Annotated in this window: 14 protein-coding genes; 6 read left to right on the top strand and 8 right to left on the bottom strand. The window is 74.3% G+C overall.

Annotated features, from left to right (window positions below):
• The first annotated feature begins 243 nt into the window (after positions 1–243).
• Positions 244–948, top strand: coding sequence for a FadR/GntR family transcriptional regulator (locus LPU43_RS16690; protein ID WP_229401346.1), 705 nt, complete (start codon positions 244–246; stop codon positions 946–948).
• 78 nt (positions 949–1,026) lie between these two features.
• Here the strand turns inward: LPU43_RS16690 and LPU43_RS16685 are convergent, their stop codons facing one another.
• Entirely contained in the window at positions 1,027–2,406 is a 1,380-nt protein-coding gene (locus LPU43_RS16685; protein ID WP_229401345.1) for a cellulase family glycosylhydrolase, read from the bottom strand.
• Positions 2,407–2,637: 231 nt separating this feature from the next.
• Between LPU43_RS16685 and LPU43_RS16680 the strand changes: the two genes are divergently transcribed.
• From LPU43_RS16680 to LPU43_RS16665, 4 genes are all read left to right on the top strand, one after another.
• Positions 2,638–3,600, top strand: a complete 963-nt coding sequence (locus tag LPU43_RS16680; protein ID WP_229401344.1) for a TIGR03557 family F420-dependent LLM class oxidoreductase — start codon at positions 2,638–2,640, stop codon at positions 3,598–3,600.
• Complete coding sequence (locus LPU43_RS16675; protein WP_229401343.1) at positions 3,597–4,439, top strand: alpha/beta fold hydrolase; 843 nt, start codon at positions 3,597–3,599, stop codon at positions 4,437–4,439. Before LPU43_RS16680 ends, LPU43_RS16675 begins: the two co-directional genes overlap by 4 nt.
• 924 nt (positions 4,440–5,363) lie before the next feature.
• Entirely contained in the window at positions 5,364–6,314 is a 951-nt protein-coding gene (locus LPU43_RS28935; protein ID WP_373321733.1) for a golvesin C-terminal-like domain-containing protein, read from the top strand.
• Positions 6,315–6,473: 159 nt separating this feature from the next.
• Positions 6,474–7,556 (top strand): MerR family transcriptional regulator, encoded by a 1,083-nt coding sequence (locus LPU43_RS16665; protein WP_229401341.1) that lies wholly within the window; start codon positions 6,474–6,476, stop codon positions 7,554–7,556.
• A 46-nt stretch (positions 7,557–7,602) separates the two neighbouring features.
• On the opposite strand, the gene LPU43_RS16660 is transcribed toward LPU43_RS16665, so the two are convergent.
• The 7 genes from LPU43_RS16660 to LPU43_RS16630 form a co-directional block, all read right to left on the bottom strand.
• Complete coding sequence (locus tag LPU43_RS16660) at positions 7,603–8,286, bottom strand: hypothetical protein (RefSeq protein ID WP_229401340.1); 684 nt, start codon at positions 8,284–8,286, stop codon at positions 7,603–7,605.
• Positions 8,287–8,369: 83 nt separating this feature from the next.
• Positions 8,370–9,173 (bottom strand): endonuclease/exonuclease/phosphatase family protein, encoded by an 804-nt coding sequence (locus LPU43_RS16655; RefSeq protein WP_229401339.1) that lies wholly within the window; start codon positions 9,171–9,173, stop codon positions 8,370–8,372.
• Between the two features lie 10 nt (positions 9,174–9,183).
• Positions 9,184–10,674, bottom strand: a complete 1,491-nt coding sequence (locus tag LPU43_RS16650; RefSeq protein ID WP_229401338.1) for a phosphatase PAP2 family protein — start codon at positions 10,672–10,674, stop codon at positions 9,184–9,186.
• Positions 10,675–10,744: 70 nt separating this feature from the next.
• Positions 10,745–11,746: a YihY/virulence factor BrkB family protein gene (locus LPU43_RS16645; RefSeq protein ID WP_229401337.1), complete on the bottom strand. Its 1,002-nt coding sequence runs from the start codon at positions 11,744–11,746 to the stop codon at positions 10,745–10,747.
• Positions 11,739–12,740 (bottom strand): diacylglycerol/lipid kinase family protein, encoded by a 1,002-nt coding sequence (locus LPU43_RS16640; RefSeq protein WP_229401336.1) that lies wholly within the window; start codon positions 12,738–12,740, stop codon positions 11,739–11,741. The genes LPU43_RS16645 and LPU43_RS16640 overlap by 8 nt, the downstream gene beginning before the upstream one ends.
• Before the next feature lie 485 nt (positions 12,741–13,225).
• The gene (locus LPU43_RS16635; RefSeq protein WP_229401335.1) at positions 13,226–13,804 is read right to left on the bottom strand and encodes a Clp protease N-terminal domain-containing protein; all 579 of its coding nucleotides are present in this window, start codon (positions 13,802–13,804) and stop codon (positions 13,226–13,228) included.
• Positions 13,804–14,040: an HTH domain-containing protein gene (locus LPU43_RS16630; protein ID WP_043962604.1), complete on the bottom strand. Its 237-nt coding sequence runs from the start codon at positions 14,038–14,040 to the stop codon at positions 13,804–13,806. Before LPU43_RS16630 ends, LPU43_RS16635 begins: the two co-directional genes overlap by 1 nt.
• Positions 14,041–14,220: 180 nt before the next feature.
• Between LPU43_RS16630 and LPU43_RS16625 the strand changes: the two genes are divergently transcribed.
• Entirely contained in the window at positions 14,221–15,159 is a 939-nt protein-coding gene (locus LPU43_RS16625; RefSeq protein WP_229401334.1) for a universal stress protein, read from the top strand.
• The last annotated feature ends 11 nt before the right edge of the window (positions 15,160–15,170 follow it).

Genomic DNA, 15,170 nt, shown 5'->3' with positions numbered 1-15,170 from the left:
CATTACCGATCGACGTCTCACGTCCAACTCCCTATGCCGTGGCCTTGCCAGGACCGCCATGCGGGTGGCCTGCCGGGACCGCCACGCGGCCCGCCACCTCCTGGTTTACATCCGCTTAACGTCCGGATGCTAGGCCGAAAAAGCAGATTTATTCAAGGGGTTGATCTAACTGATACGATCCGCCGTGTGAAACCGTCCCCCGCAGGGGTCCCTGCCGTCCGGACCGCCCCGGTTGAAGCCGGATTGCACGCGCAGGTCCTCGATCGCCTCGGCACGGCCATCTGCGGCGGCGAACTCCCGCCGGGGGCGGTCCTGAACATCGACGACCTGGTCGACCGGTATGCCGTGTCCCGCTCGGTGGTCCGCGAGGTGCTGCGCGTGCTCGCCTCGATCGGGTTCGTCGAGACCCGCCGACGGGTCGGCGTCATGATCCGTCCGATCGAGGAGTGGAACGTCTTCGATCCCCAGGTGATCCGCTGGCGGCTCGCCTCGGTCGGCCGTATCACCCAGCTCCGCTCGATCACCGAGCTGCGGGCCGCCGTCGAACCGCACGCCGCCCTGCTCGCCGCCGAGCGGGTGGGCCACGACGAGGCGAGCGACCTCGTCGGGCTCGCCGCGAAGATGTGGGCCGCCGGCAAGGCCGGCGACGAGGAGCGCTTCCTCGAGCTGGACATAGAATTCCACCGACGCGTGCTGATCGCCTCCGGCAACGAGATGTTCGTGCGCCTGCAGAGCCTGGTCGCGGAGGTGCTCACCGGCCGGCACGAGCATCACCTGATGCCGCACCACCCCCACGACCAGGCGCTCCACCTGCACGCGGAGGTGGCCCAGGCCATCCAGCGGCGCGACGGCGAGCGGGCCCGGCGCGCGATGGTGGAGCTCATGGCGCAGGCCTTCGACGAGATGCGCGCGATCTGGGAGCAGGCCGGCGACGTGGCCGGGGCGTGAGCCCGACCCCGGGCCCGCGCGCCGGGCGACGCGAGGGTGGCCGGGCCCACGCGGACCCGACCACCCGTGGCGGTACGCCTAGCTCGCCGTGCAGGTGACGGCGGGGACGGTGTTGGTGCCGCCCGCGCTGCCGATGAAGCCGAACGTGGTGCTGGCCCCGGCGCCGAGCCGGCCGTTGTAGTCCACGTTGCGGGCGGTCACGGTCGACCCGCTGCTGCTCACCGTGGCGTTCCATGCCTGGCCGACGGTCTGCCCGTTGGCGTAGGTCCACCTCGTCGTCCAGCCGGTGACGGCGGCGGAGCCGGCGGTCACCCTCACCTCGCCCTGGAAGCCGCCCGCCCACTGGTTGACGATCGTGTACGTCGCCGTGCAGCCGCCGGCCGGGGGCGGGGTGGTCGGCGGGGGCGTAGTGGGCGGGGGCGTCGTCGGCGGAGGCGTGGTGGGCGGCGGAGGCGTGGTCGGGTTGGGCCCGCCGCCGTACACCGACGCCTCCCGGGAGGTCGCCCTGATGCCGTTGACGCCGTTGAAGATGCGCTGCCCCCAGGTGGTCAGGGCGGCGGGGTTGAAGTTGGTGACCATGTCGAGGTACTCGACGCCGCCGCCGTTGCCGCTCCACGACCAGCCCAGGTACCCGATGCCGTTGGCCTGGGTGTACGACAGGATCGTGTCCTCGTCGGGGTTGCCGTCGGAGTGGTCGAAGCCGAACTCGCCGACCACGATCGGCAGCTTCGCGGTGCGGAACCGGCCGAGGTAGTCGGTGATCTCGGCGGCGGTGTCGAAGACGCCGTACATGTGGATGGAGAAGACCGTGTTCTTCTGCGGGTCGGCCGCGAAGACGGACGCGGCGTTGTCGCGCATCGTGAACGACCAGTCCTGGCCCCAGTTCGGGGCGTCGACCATGATCGTGTGCGTCAGGCCGGCGGCGCGCAGCCGCTTGACCGCGTTGGCGGTGTCGGTCGCCCAGGTGCCGTAGCCCTGGTTGCCGTACGGCTCGTTGCCGATGTTGACGATGACGTACTTCTCCTGGCCGGCGAGGGCGCTGGAGACGCTGAGCCAGTAGTCGACCGCCTGGGCCAGCGTGGCCGCGCCGCTCTGCTCGCCGTACCCGGTGGTGTCGTGCACCTCCAGCACGCAGATCAGCCTGTTGGCCTTGCACAGGGAGATGACGTTGGCGACGTCGGCGACGTCGTTCTTCGCCCACCGCTGGCCGCTGGCCAGCACCACGCGCACGGTGTTCGCGCCGAGGGCCTTGACGTTGGCGAAGGAGCTGGTCTGCTGCTGGTACCAGGTGTGGGCGTGGTTGACGCCCCGCATGACGAACTCGGTGCCGTTGGCGTCGTACAGCTTGCCGTTGGAGACGGTGAAGCCGGCGGCGGCCTGCGCCGGCTGCCCGAAGGCGAACACGGCGGCGAGGACCGTCAGCAGGGCGACGCCCGCGACGGAGAGACGTTTTCTCATGGCCTTCCTCAGGGAGGGTCACCCCGTGCCCAGGGGGTGCGGTGGTGGTGACGGCAGGAGGCGGCTGGCCCGTCAGCCGCCGTCCGGCTCCCGACCGGCGCAGGGATCAGCGTATGCCGATCGATCACCCGGGGGCAAACGGTGTTCGGCGCCGGGTGGGTGCAGGGGCGAGGGTTGGCCGGTCCCGGTCGGGGTATGCGGTGTCGATCGGGAGAGCGAAGGAGACACCGCATGGTCAACGTCGGCTACACCCTGATGTGCGAGCAGGCCGGCCCGAAGGAACTGGTCGACTACGCTATGCGCGCCGAGGCGGCCGGCTTCGACCACCTGGTGATCTCCGACCACTACTACCCCTGGCTGGAGTCCCAGGGGCACTCCCCGTACGCCTGGTCGGTGCTCGGCGCGGTCGCCCACGCCACCAGCCGGGCGGAGCTGATGTCCTTCGTGACCTGCCCGATCCGCCGGTACCACCCGGCGGTCGTGGCGCAGAAGGCCAGCACGATCGGGGTGCTCTCGGACGGCCGCTTCACCCTCGGCCTCGGCGCCGGGGAGAACCTCAACGAGCACGTCGTCGGCGGTTGGCCGCACGTGCAGCAGCGGCACGAGATGTTCGAGGAGGCGTTGCAGATCATCCGCCCGCTGCTCAACGGCGAGACGCTGACCTTCTCGGGCAACCACTACGACGTGCCCGACGCGTACGTCTGGGACCGGCCGCGCACGCCCGTGCCGATGGCCGTGGCCGCGTCCGGCCGGCAGTCGGTGACGCTCGCCGCCGAGCACGCCGACGGCCTCGTCGCCACCGAGCCGGACCCGCACCTGATCCGCATGTACGACGAGGCGGGCGGCAGCGGGCGGCCCCGCTTCGGGCAGGTGGCCATCTGCTACGGCCCGGACGAGGCGGAGTGCCGCAGGATCGTGCACGACCAGTTCCGCTGGTTCGGGCTGGGCTGGAAGGTGAACGCGGACCTGCCCGGCCCGGAGTCGTTCGCCGCCGCGACGCAGTTCGTCCGCGAGGAGGACGTCGCCGAGGGGATCTCCTGCGGTCCGGACACCGACCGGCACGTCGAGGCGTTCAGGAAGTTCGTCGACGCGGGCTTCACCCACGTCGCGCTCGTCCAGGTCGGCGGCGACACCCAGCCGAGGTTCCTCGACTGGGCCCGGGAGGAGCTGCTCCCCCGGCTGCGCGAGCTGTGACGGCGACTGTCCGGCCCCGGGGCCCGGCCGCCCCGGTGGGGTTCTCCCCGGCCCAGCGCCGGATCGCCCTGGCCGCGCCCCGGCCCGCCGCCGGGCTGACCAGCGAGTGGCGGCTGGTCGACGGCCTGCGCACGCACACCCGCCGGGCCGCCGACCCGGGCACCGGCGCGCCGCCCGTGGTGCTGGTGCACGGGCTCGCCGTGTCGCACCGCTACCTCACCCCGCTGGCGCTGGCCCTGGCCCCCACCCATCCGGTGTACGTGCCGGACCTGCCCGGCTTCGGCCTGAGCGAGCACCCGCCCGGCGCGTACGACGTGGGACGGCACGCCGACCACCTGGCGGCGTGGCTGGCCGCGTACGGGCTGCCGCCGGCGTGCGTGCTGGGGCACTCGTTCGGCGCGGAGGTGGCCGCCGCGCTGGCGGCCCGCCGGCCCGACCTGGTCCGCGCCCTGGTGCTCGCGGGCCCGACCAGCGACCCGGCGGCCCGCAGCCGGCGGGGGCTGGTCGGCCGCTTCCTGGTCGACGTGCTGCGCGAGGCGAAGTGGCAGGCCCCGATCCTGCTCCGTGACGTCTGGGACGCCCGGCCCCCGCGCGTGCTCGCCACCCTGTCGCACTCGGTGCGCAACGCGATCGAGGCGGACGCCGCCCGGGTCGCCGCCCCCACGCTGGTGGTCACCGGCGCCCGCGACCCGCTGGCCCCGGCCGCCTGGCGGGACGGGCTCGCCCGCGTGGTCCCGCGCGCCCGCACGGCGGTGGTGCCGGGGGCCGCGCACAACGTCGCCACCACCGCGCCGGCCCAGGTCGCCGCCCAGGTGCGCGACCTGCTCTCCTCGTCGTGACCCTCCCCCGCTGAGAAGGTGGTGCCCCGTGCGCATCGGCAACACGGAGATCCGGCCGGCCGGCGGCGGCCTCGGCTGCCTCCTGATGATCCTGTTCTCGGTCGTCGCCTCGGTCGTCCTGACGATCCTGCTCAATCTCCTGCTCTGAGCCGCCGCTCAGGCGGAACCGGGCGCGGTGTCGCACAGGTTTCCGCCGAGTGAAGAAATTCTTCATCGTCATCTAGCTCAGTGCAAGCTCTCGACATAGACGGATGTCGCATTGTATGGTGCGGCGATCCGGGCGACTTGATCACGGTCGCCCCTTGCAGTCGACGAGGAGTGACGGTGACTGTTCGGAGACCCTCGCGTCGGGTGAGCCAACTGCTCGGCGGCGCCATGATCCTGACGATCGGCCTGACCGGCCAGCCGGCCCTGGCCGCGCCGCAGCACGGCGCGGAGACGCTCGCCGCCGCCTTCGACCGGGCCTCGACCCGCTCCGACGTGCCGCGCGACCTGCTCGCCGCGCTCGGCTACGCGGAGACCCGGCTCGACGGCCACAACGGCGAGCCCAGCACCTCCGGCGGGTACGGCGTGATGCACCTGACCAGCAACCCGAAGGTGCGGACCCTCGACGAGGCCGCGCACCGCACCCGGCTGGACCGCACCGAGCTGCGCACCCGCGACGCGGCGAACGTGGCCGGCGCGGCGGCGGTGCTCCGCTCGTACGCCGACCAGGCCGGGCTGACCGCCGCGCAGCGCGACGACGTCAACCAGTGGTACGGCGTGATCGCCCGCTACGGCGGCTCGTCGGACCGGGCCACCGCCCGGCTCTACGCCGACACCGTGTACGACCTGCTCGGCAGCGGCTTCAGCGCGGCCACGGCGACCGGCACGGTGAGTGTCGGTGCCCGCCCGGTCGCGCCCCGACGCGGCGACTACGCCGGCGTGGCGCCGCTGGGCAGCGCCGACTACGGCGTCCAGAGCACCGACTACGGCCCGGCGGCCTGGGTGCCGGCGAACTCGGCCAACTACACGGTCTCCAGCCGCGAGTCGGCGTACCCGATCAACTACATCATCATCCACACCATGCAGGGCAGCTACTCCGGCTCGATCAGCTGGTTCCAGAACGCCGCCGCCGGCACCAGCGCGCACTACCTGCTCCGCTCCTCCGACGGCGCGGTGACCCAGATGGTGCGGGACAAGGACGTCGCCTGGCACGCCGGCAACTGGACCTACAACACCCAGTCGATCGGCATCGAGCACGAGGGCTACGTCAACAACGCGTCCTGGTACACCGACGCGATGTACCGCTCGTCGGCGGCGCTGACCCGGCACCTGGCCGACAAGTACGGCATCCCGAAGACCCGTAACAACATCATCGGGCACAACCAGGTGCCGGGGGCCACGCACACCGACCCGGGTCCGAACTGGAACTGGACCTACTACATGCAGCTCGTCACCGGCACCACCACGCCCCCGCCGACCTCCTGGTCGACCATCGTGGACAACACCACCGCCGGCCGGTTCACCGCGAGCAGCAACTGGGGCACCTCGTCGTACTCGGCGCAGCGCTACGGCGCCGACTACCGGTTCGCCGACCCGGTCGCGGCCAGCGACACCGCCTGGTACAAGGTGAACATCCCGGCCACCGCCACCTACCGGGTGGAGGTCTGGTACCCGGCCGTCGCCGGCTACAACACCACCACGCCGTACATCGTGGCCACCAGCAGCGGCAACCAGACGGTCCACATGAACCAGACCGCCAACGGCGGTGGCTGGCGCTCGCTGGGCAACTTCACCCTGGCCGCCGGGGACGCCAACAAGGTGGGTGTCAGCCGGTGGTCCGGCAGCACCGGCCTCGTGATCGCCGACGCGATCCGCATCACCCGCGTCTAGCGCGGCGGCACGACGCGAAAGGGCCCCCGGCCGTCGACGAGTCGATGGCCGGGGGCCCTCCTCGTGGTGTCCACGAACTCCGCGCTTGACCTTGCCCTTCGGGGAGGCCCCAACCTGGTCCGTGCCGGTCGCCGTGACCGGCGCGAGGAGGATGTCGACGTGGGGCTGCTGACCATCGGGGCGTTCGCCAGGGCGGTCCGCCTGACGCCGAAGGCGTTGCGGCTGTACGACGAGGTGGGGCTGCTGCACCCGGCGGCGGTCGACCCGGAGTCGGGTTACCGGCTCTACGCCCCCGACCAGGTGGAACAGGCCCGGCTGATCGCCGCGCTCCGGCGCATCGGCATGCCACTGGCCGAGATCCGCACCGTCTGCGGGCTCCGGCCCTCGGCGGCGGCCGAGGCGGTCGACGCGTACTGGCGACGGGTCAGCGCCGACACGGCGGCCCGTGGCCGGCTCGCCACCCTCCTCGTGGACGCTTTGTCCGGAAGGAGCACTCCCATGTCCGACCCGACCCCCGCCCCCGCCCTCGGCATCCGCCACGCGGCCCGCTGCGACGCCGGGGCCGTGCGGGACAGCAACGAGGACGCCGCGTACGCCGGTGAGCGGCTGCTCGCCGTCGCCGACGGGATGCGCGGCCCCGGCGGCGCCGCCGCGAGCGCCGCCGCCATCGCCGCCCTCCGGCCGCTGGAGGCGACCGACGTGCCGCCCGCCGAGCTGCTCACGCTGCTGGCCGGCGCGGTCGCCGAGGCCGACCGCGCGGTGCGCGCGGCGGCGGTGGCGGTGGCCGACCACCAGCCCGTCACCACCCTGACCGCGCTGCTGCGCTCCGGCTCCCAGCTGGCGCTGGTGCACGTCGGCGACACCCGGGCGTACCTGCTGCGCGGGGGCGAGCTGACCCCGCTCACCCGGGACCACACGTACGTGCAGTCGCTGGTCGACCAGGGTCGGCTCGACCCGGCCGAGGTCGCCGCGCACCCGCAGCGGGCCCTGCTGGTGCGGGCCCTCGGCGCGGGCGGTGCGCACGTCGAGGCGGACCTGGGCCTGCGCACCGCCGCCGAGGGGGACCGCTACCTGCTCTGCTCCGACGGGCTCTCGTCGGTCGTCGACCGGGCGGCACTGCACCGCGCGATCGAGGCCGACACCGGCCCCGAGCAGGTCGTGGCACGGCTGGTCGAGCTGGCCCACGCCGCCGGCGCCCCCGACAACATCGCCTGCGTCGTCGCCGACGTCGTCGCCACCTGACCCCATCCCTCACCCACCCCTCACCTGTGAGGGGTGGGTGGGTGGTTCAGCGGCGCAGGCCGAGCGCGGTCAGGAGCTCGCGGGTGGCCTGGCGGATCGGGGTCAGGATCGACCCGTTCAGCCAGCGCAGCGCCGGGGCGACGGTGGCCCGCCAGGCCGCGCGCAGCGCCCGTCCGACCGGGACGGCGGTGTGCCGCCACACCCAGCGCACGGCCAGGCCGACCGGGCGCACCAGCTGCCGGTAGAGGAAGCCGAGGACGCGACCGGCGAGCCGCCAGGCGTACCGGAGGGCTCCGGCCACCAGCAGCAGCAGCCGCCACAGCCCGCGCCCGAGGGCCGCCAGGGCCGGGCCGAACGCCCGCTTCACCAGCTCCACCAGGGGCACCAGCAGGTGCCGGATCAGCCAGTCGAGCGCGTCGACGAGCACGCGCGCCACGGGCCGGACCAGCGTGCGGAAGACCCAGACCAGCGGGCGCCAGAGCAGGTGCCCGGCCAGCCATGCGAGCGGCACCCAGAGCAGCCGGTACGCCAGCCAGGCGAGCGGGCGCAGCACCCAGGCCCGTAGCGCCCGGCCGATCGGGCTGAGCAGCCAGCGGCCGATCCAGCGGGCGGTTCCGACCAGCAGCTCCCAGAGCAGCCGCACGGGCAGCACCACGACCAGGGCCACGCCCCGGGCGAGCACGGTGATCAGCGGGGGCGGCTGCGGCTCCCGCGTGGGCGTGGCGTTCACGCGGGCGAGCCTAGGCGGAGCCGGCAACCGGCGGCGCGGTCGGGCCGGGGCCGGGGTCAGGCTGAGGTCAGGCCGGGGCGCGGTCAGGCCGGGCGCAGATCGAACTCGGCGAGCACCGGGTAGTGGTCGGAGGCGTACTCGGTCTCGCCCCCGCGCTGCACCGTGCAGGAGAGCGCGAGCCGGGCCAGCGCCGGGGTCGCGAAGAGGTAGTCCAGCCGCATCCCGGAGAACTCCGCCCCGCCGCCGTGCCGGGTGGGCGCGGTCAGGCCCGCATCGCCCGGGGCGAGCGCGCGGTGCAGGTCGACCAGGCCGGCGGCGGCGAGCCGGGCGACCGCCCGGGTCTCCGGCGTGCGCCCGTCGCGGCGCAGGTGCCGACGCCGGTACGCGGGCGGCAGCCGGGCGATGCGGTCGGCGTGGTCGGTCTCCGGGTCGAGGGTGTTCAGGTCCCCGCCCAGCAGCGTCAGCTCGCCGGGGGCCCGGCGGACGGCGGCGGCCAGCCAGCCCGCCTCGACGCGCCGCCGCAGCCCGCAGTACGGGTCGAGATGCGCGCCGAGGACGGTGAGCGGCCCGGCGTCGGTGGCCACGGTGACCCGTACGGCCGCGTGGTGGAACGGGCGGCGGAGCGGACCGGCCGCGACGACCCGCAGCGGCGGGCGGACCAGCACGGCGACCGGCTGCCCGAAGCGGGAGCGGGCCAGGTGCGCCCGCATGCCCACCTCGGCGGCGAAGCCGGCGAGCACGTCGCCGGAGTCGAAGCCACGCAGCTCCTGGGCGGCCAGCAGGTCCGGCCGCCGCTCGGCGACGACCCTGGCGACCCGGTCGAGGCGGCCGGGACCGGCGCGGTCCCGGCCCCCCGTCCTGATGTTCCAGGTCATCACCCGCAGCACGGCGGCGCGCTCAGCCGGGTCGGCCGGCCTCGGCCAGCTCGTCGTCCAGCTCGTCGACCTGGTCGGCGGAGATCGCCGGCTGGTTCCCCTCGGCCAGGTCGGCGTTGGGGCGGACCACCCAGTAGAGCAGGCCGATCCAGAGTGCGCCGAGCAGGATCGCGCCCATGAAGTCGGTGGGGTGGTGCATCCCCCGGTACATCCGGGAGGTGGCCACCCCGACCGGCATGATCACCGCCAGCGCCACGAAGAGCCAGCGCCACCAGCGGTCGGTGCGCGGGAACACGATGACCGCGATGGCCGCCCACAGGCAGATGGTGGCGGCGATGTGCCCGGACGGGAACGACGAGGTGGGCATCTGCCCGTCCAGGTTCTCCACCGGCGGACGGGGCCGGTCGACGGCGTGGGCGGAGGCGAGGAAGAGGGTCAGCTCGCCCACCATCGCCAGCACGACGAAGAGCACCGGCCGCCAGCGCCGCCACACCGCGAGCACCAGCGGGCAGAAGACCAGCGAGACCAGCAGGATCGCGTGGGTGTCGCCGAACTTGCTCCACCACCAGCTCACCTCGGTCCAGAACCCGGTGTGCCGCTCGGCGAACCAGCGCGGCACCTCCCTGTCGAGGGTGCCGAGGAAGGTGTCCTTGGCGTGGTAGCTGACCAGCATGCCGAAGCCGTACAGGGCGCCGAAGACCAGCACCCAGCCGACCAGCAGCTCGGCGACGGCGGAGCGGGGGTGCTCCAGCACGTGCTCCTCGGCCGGGGCGGGGGCGATGTCGCGCCCCACCTCGGGCTCCAGGCCCTCGGTCAGCGGCGGCACCGGCCGGCCGCGCTCGCGCCGCCAGAGCCGGAAGGCGTACGCGGTGACGCCGAGCCAGGCCACGCCGAGCAGCCAGCCGCCGAGGACGTCGGAGACGAAGTGCACGCCCAGGGCGATCCGGGTCAGCCCGATCAGCGCCACCAGCACCGCGCCGATCGCGATGGCCGGCTTGCGCCAGCGGGGCGCCATCGCGGGCAGGAAGACCAGCAGCAGCGCGCCGTAGGCGACGAGCGAGCCGAGGGCGTGGCCGCTGGGGAAGCTGTTGCCGGGGGCGCTGGCGACCGGCACGTCGACCACCGGCCGAAGCCGGCCGACCAGGGCCTTCAGGGAGGGGTCGAGGGTCAGCCCGCCCAGCCCGGTGATGATCAGGTAGACGGCCAGCCGGGCCTGGCGGCGGATCAGCAGCCCGATCGCGGCGACGCTGACCAGCCAGATCAGCACCGGCCGCCCGCCGAGGTCGGTGATCGCCTGGAGCACGGTGACCAGGGCGTGGTGCGGCGCCACGAGATCGTTGAACCACTCGGCGGCCCCGTGGTCGGCGCGGTAGAGCGGGCTGAACCGGAACCGGACGAGCATCAGCAGCAGCCCGAACGCGACGCCCGCGCCGGCCACCGCCAGCAGACCGGCGATGCTTCGCTCGGCGAAGTGTCCGAGTGGTCGCCGGACCACCTCTTTGACCGCGGTCACCCCGCACCTCCCTTGTCGGCTCTGGCGACGCGCTTTACCCGATCCGCGCACCACGTACACCGTCGGGCGGTCAGAGCGAGGTCATCTCGCCGGTGTCGAAGATCTCTTCCCGCTCGGTCTCCGGCTGCCACAGGTCCGGCCTCGCCGGCTCCGCCACGCCGACCCGCGCGGCCTCCAACTGGGCGGCGAAGGCCAGCCCGCCGAAGAGCGCCATCCCGGTGAGGTTGGCCCAGAGCAGCAGCGCCATCATCCCGGTCAGCGCGCCGTACGTCTGCCCGAACCCGTCGCTGAACCGCACATACGCGGCGAGCAGGAGGCTGGCCAGCCACCACAGCGCGGTGGCGATGCCGGCCCCGAAGAACAGCCAGGACAGGCCGGGCTGCTTGCGCCGGGGGGCGTGCCGGAACAGCAGGGCCACCGCGAGGACGGTCAGCCCGAGGCTCAACGGCCAGCGGGCCACGGCCCACACCCCGTGGGCGGCCTCGCCCCAGGCGTAGTGCCGCCGCACCGAGTCGCCCATCGCCCCGCCGACGACCAGGATCAGGAAGCCGACCAGCGCCGGCACGCCGGCGACGAGGGCGAGCACGATGGCGCGCAGGTACTTCCACAGCGCCGGGCGGTCCCGCTCGACGCCGTAGATGCGGTTCGCGCCGCGCTCGATCTGCGCCATGGTGGTGGTGAGCGCGAGGAGGCCGGTCAGCAGGCCCAGGGCCAGCGCCAGCTCGCCGGCGCTTTCGGTGCGCTCGCTGGCGACCAGCAGGTCCTCCACCACCGCCTCGCTCTGCCCGGGGGTGACGGCGAGGACGGTGTCGGCCACCACCCGGCCGCCCTCGTCGGCGCCGAGGTCGGTGATGAGGCCGGTGAGGGCGATCATGAACGGCACCACGGCGAGGCAGAGCTGGAGGGCGAACGCCCGGGAGTGGCTGAACCCGTCGCCGTAGCGGAACCGGACGAACGCGTCCCGCAGCAGGCACCAGCCGCCGTGGCGGCGCAGGGTGTGCCAGGCGTCGTCGGCGGAGAGCTCCTCGTCGGCCATGAGCCGGGTCTCGGGCACCATCCTGGTGCTACTCACGGCGGGCCTCCTCGATCAGCTCCTCGCCCCGCTCGCCGACGGCGGAGGCGTCGTCGGCGAGGTCGGGCGCCTCCTGCGGCTGCGGCACGCAGAGCCACAGCGCGCGGGGCCGGATCTCGACCTTCAGCCGGCGGCCGGGCTCGATGAGGTCGCCGTCGAGCTCGCGCGGCTGGGGCCGGTTGCTGACGATCTCCACCCGCCGGCCCCGGAAGACCTCCATCCGCGGGACGCTGCCACGCCGGCTCATCAGCGCCCAGCCCATCGCCGCCCAGTGCCGCAGCGTGCGGGGGGTGAGCACGGCCACGTCGAGCCAGCCGTCGTCCGGCTCGGCGTCGGCGAGCAGCCTGATCCCGCCCTGGAGGCGGCCCACGTTGGCGACCAGCACCGAGCGGGCGCGGCGGCGCAGCGGCGGCCGGTCGTCGATCCGCACGGAGACCCGCATCGGCCGGTCCCGCAGGTGCCGGGCGGCCCCCATGACGTACGCCGGCCAGCCGATCCGGGCCTTGGTCGTCTCGGAGGTGGCGTCGAGCATCTGGGCGTCGAAGCCCATCCCGGCCATGACGGTGAAGTAGCGGCCGTCGACCGCGCCCACGTCGAGCCGGCGGCGACCGCGCTCGATCGCCACCTCCAGCCCGGCGGCCAGGTCGGTGGAGAGGCCGAGGTTGGCGGCGAGCAGGTTTCCGGTGCCCTGGGGCAGCACGGCGAGCGCCACGTCGGTGCCGACGAGGCCGCTGACGCAGGACATCACGGTGCCGTCACCGCCGCAGGCGAAGACGACGTCGACGCCGGCCGCGACCGCCTCCTCCGTCTGGCCGCGGCCCGGGTCCTCCGGGGTGGTCTCGAACCACAGCGGCTCGGGCCAGCCGGCGGCGGCGAGGGCGCCGTCGACGATCTCGCGCAGCCCGTCGAGATCGATTACCTTCGCCGGGTTGACCACCACCGCGGAGCGCAGTCCGCCGTCGGCGGCCGTACGCGTGCCCTGCTCACCATCCACGGCGTCAGTGTGCAGCAACTCGGCCCGGGCGGCGAGCCCGCAGCCGGTGAGGTTGCGCGCACCGCGAACGGGTTTGCAAATCCCGGGCCCCCCGAGTCGAGCGCGCCGTCGACCACGTACCGCGATGACCGCACCGCCGGTTCAGGAAGATCGATACCCCCTACTCTGCGTCAGTCCCGCTGACCCTCGCCGCACACCCCACGCCCCCTTTGCTCTGCACCCACGACCGCAACACCGCGCCAGAGCTGCGGGTACGCGGAACCGCACAGCGCCGCGGAAGCCCCCGGCCGGTTACTGTCCGTGAACCGTTGCGTACATGGAAGCAGAGCAAAGGGGGTGAGGAGCAATGCCTCTGCCGAACAGATCGTCACGCTGTGCGACGCGACACTCGGGTCCGGACCCGTCGGCGGGGGCGGGAGGGCCTGGGGGGGGCGGCGGGGGCGGGAGGGCCGGGGGCGGGAGGGCCGGGGCGGCCAGGCGTCAGCCTAGGCCGCGGCGCGCAGGGCCACCTCGACGCGGCGGCGCAGGTCGTCCAGGTCGAGCCCAGCCTCGGTGAGCACCAGCGCGGCCGGGCCGCCGCCCTCACCCAGCAGCCCGAGCAGGATGTGCTCGGTGCCGATGTGTCGGTGGCGCAGCCGCATCGCCTCGCGTATCGCCAACTCCAGCACCTTCTTCGACCGGGGCGAGAACGTGCCGCCGGGCCGTTGCCGCCGCCCCCACCGGCGGCGCGGGGCGGGGACGGCCGCACGCAGCGCGTCGGGGCCGAAGGACTCCTCGATCCGGGCGACGATCGCGGCCAGGTCGATGCCGATCTCCCGCAGCGCGGCGGCGTCGGCCTCGGCGAGCCCCGCGCCGCCCTCGGCGGTGTGCCGGGCCACGGCGGCACGCAGGTCGGCGGCGCGCACGCCCGCGTCGCGCAGCACCCGGGTAGCGAGACCGTCGGGGTCGGCGAGGACGGCGAGCAGCAGGTGCTCGGTGCCGATGGGGCGCTGCCCGGCGGCTCGCGCCTCGTCGCCGGCCCGGTTGACCACGTCGCGGGCCCGGTCGGTGAACCGTTCGAACATCATTCCTCCCAGGTGCTCGGGACCGCCGGTCGCCCGGCGTGCTTCTTGTGGACCGCCTGCCGGCTGACCTCCAACGCGTCGGCGATCTCCTGCCAGGACCAGCCCTGCCGTCGGGCGTTGTCCACCTGGACCACCTCCAGCCGTTCGAGGAGCCGGCGCAGGGCGCGCACGGCGCGCAGGCCGACCCGGGGATCGGTGCTGCCGGCCGCCGCCGCGAGTTCCGTCGCGTGACTCATACCGTCAACATAGGTTGACATCGCCCCAGTGTCAACCAGCGTTGACAAACGGTGCGACATGCCTGTCGCGCCGCCGGGAAGCGGTGAGACAGCGCGATACCCGCTCGGGACGGGCCGTCGGCGATTACGCTCGGTCGCAGGGATCGGACCCGCCGTGCGGTCGCCGGGAGGTGAGGCCGGATGACCCCAGCCGCCGACGCGCCGGTGGTGGCCGCGCTCAGCTCGTCGGAGGCGGCCCTCCGGGTCGCCCGGGCCGCCGCCCGGGAGGCCGCCGGCCACGGCCGGGCGCTCGTCCTGCTGCACGCGCTGAACTGGTCGGCGGTGCTGCGGAGCCCGTCGGTGCTCGGCCCCCGCGACGAGGCCGAGAACATACTCGAACGGGCCGCCGCCGTCGCCGCCGAGGTGGAGCCGGAGCTGCCGGTCAGCGGCGAGATCGTCGAGGGGCCGCCGCTGGCCGCGCTGGTCCGCCGCGCCGAGTCGGCATTCCTCGTCGCCGTCGGGGACGGCGGGATGTCGCACTGCGAGGGCTGCGTACCCACCGACGCCCCGGCGGTGCAGCTCGCCGCCCAGGCCGGCTGCCCGGTGCTGGTGGTCCGCCACGAGCCCGCCCCGCAGGGCCCGGTGCTGGTGGGTGTGGACGGTTCGTCGAGTTCGTGGACGGCGCTGGAGTTCGCCTTCGACTGCGCCGAGCGTCGCTCGGCGCGGCTGCTGGTCCTCCGGGTCACCGAGCCGCCCCGCGACGGCCCGCCGGGCGGGGCCGGCGCGGCGGGCGAGACCGGCGCGGGGGGAGAGGCCGGCCCGGCGGGCGAGACCAGCGCGGGGGGCCCCGCCGGCGGGGCCGGGGCGGGCGACGACGCACACGCCGCCCTCGCCGAGGCGGTGGCCCGGTGCGGTCGCCGGCACCCGTCGGTGTCGGCCGAGTGCCACGTCGTCGTCGGCGACCCCGGCACCGTCCTGGTCGACCAGTCCCGCTCGGCGCAGCTCGCCGTCGTCGCGGCCCGCGGCGACGAGCCGCTGCGGGGGATGCTCGGAGCGGTCAGCCAGAGCCTGCTCTACCACTCCCCGGCCCCGGTGGTCGTGGTGCGCGGCCTCACGGTCTCCGCGCCGGTCGGGGCGTGAGGGCCTCCCGC

The sequence above is a fragment of the Micromonospora okii genome, from assembly GCF_020884795.1.
GTDB lineage: Bacteria > Actinomycetota > Actinomycetes > Mycobacteriales > Micromonosporaceae > Micromonospora > Micromonospora okii.
Note: the sequence above shows the minus strand (reverse complement) of the source record. Positions and strands in the feature narration are given on the sequence as shown.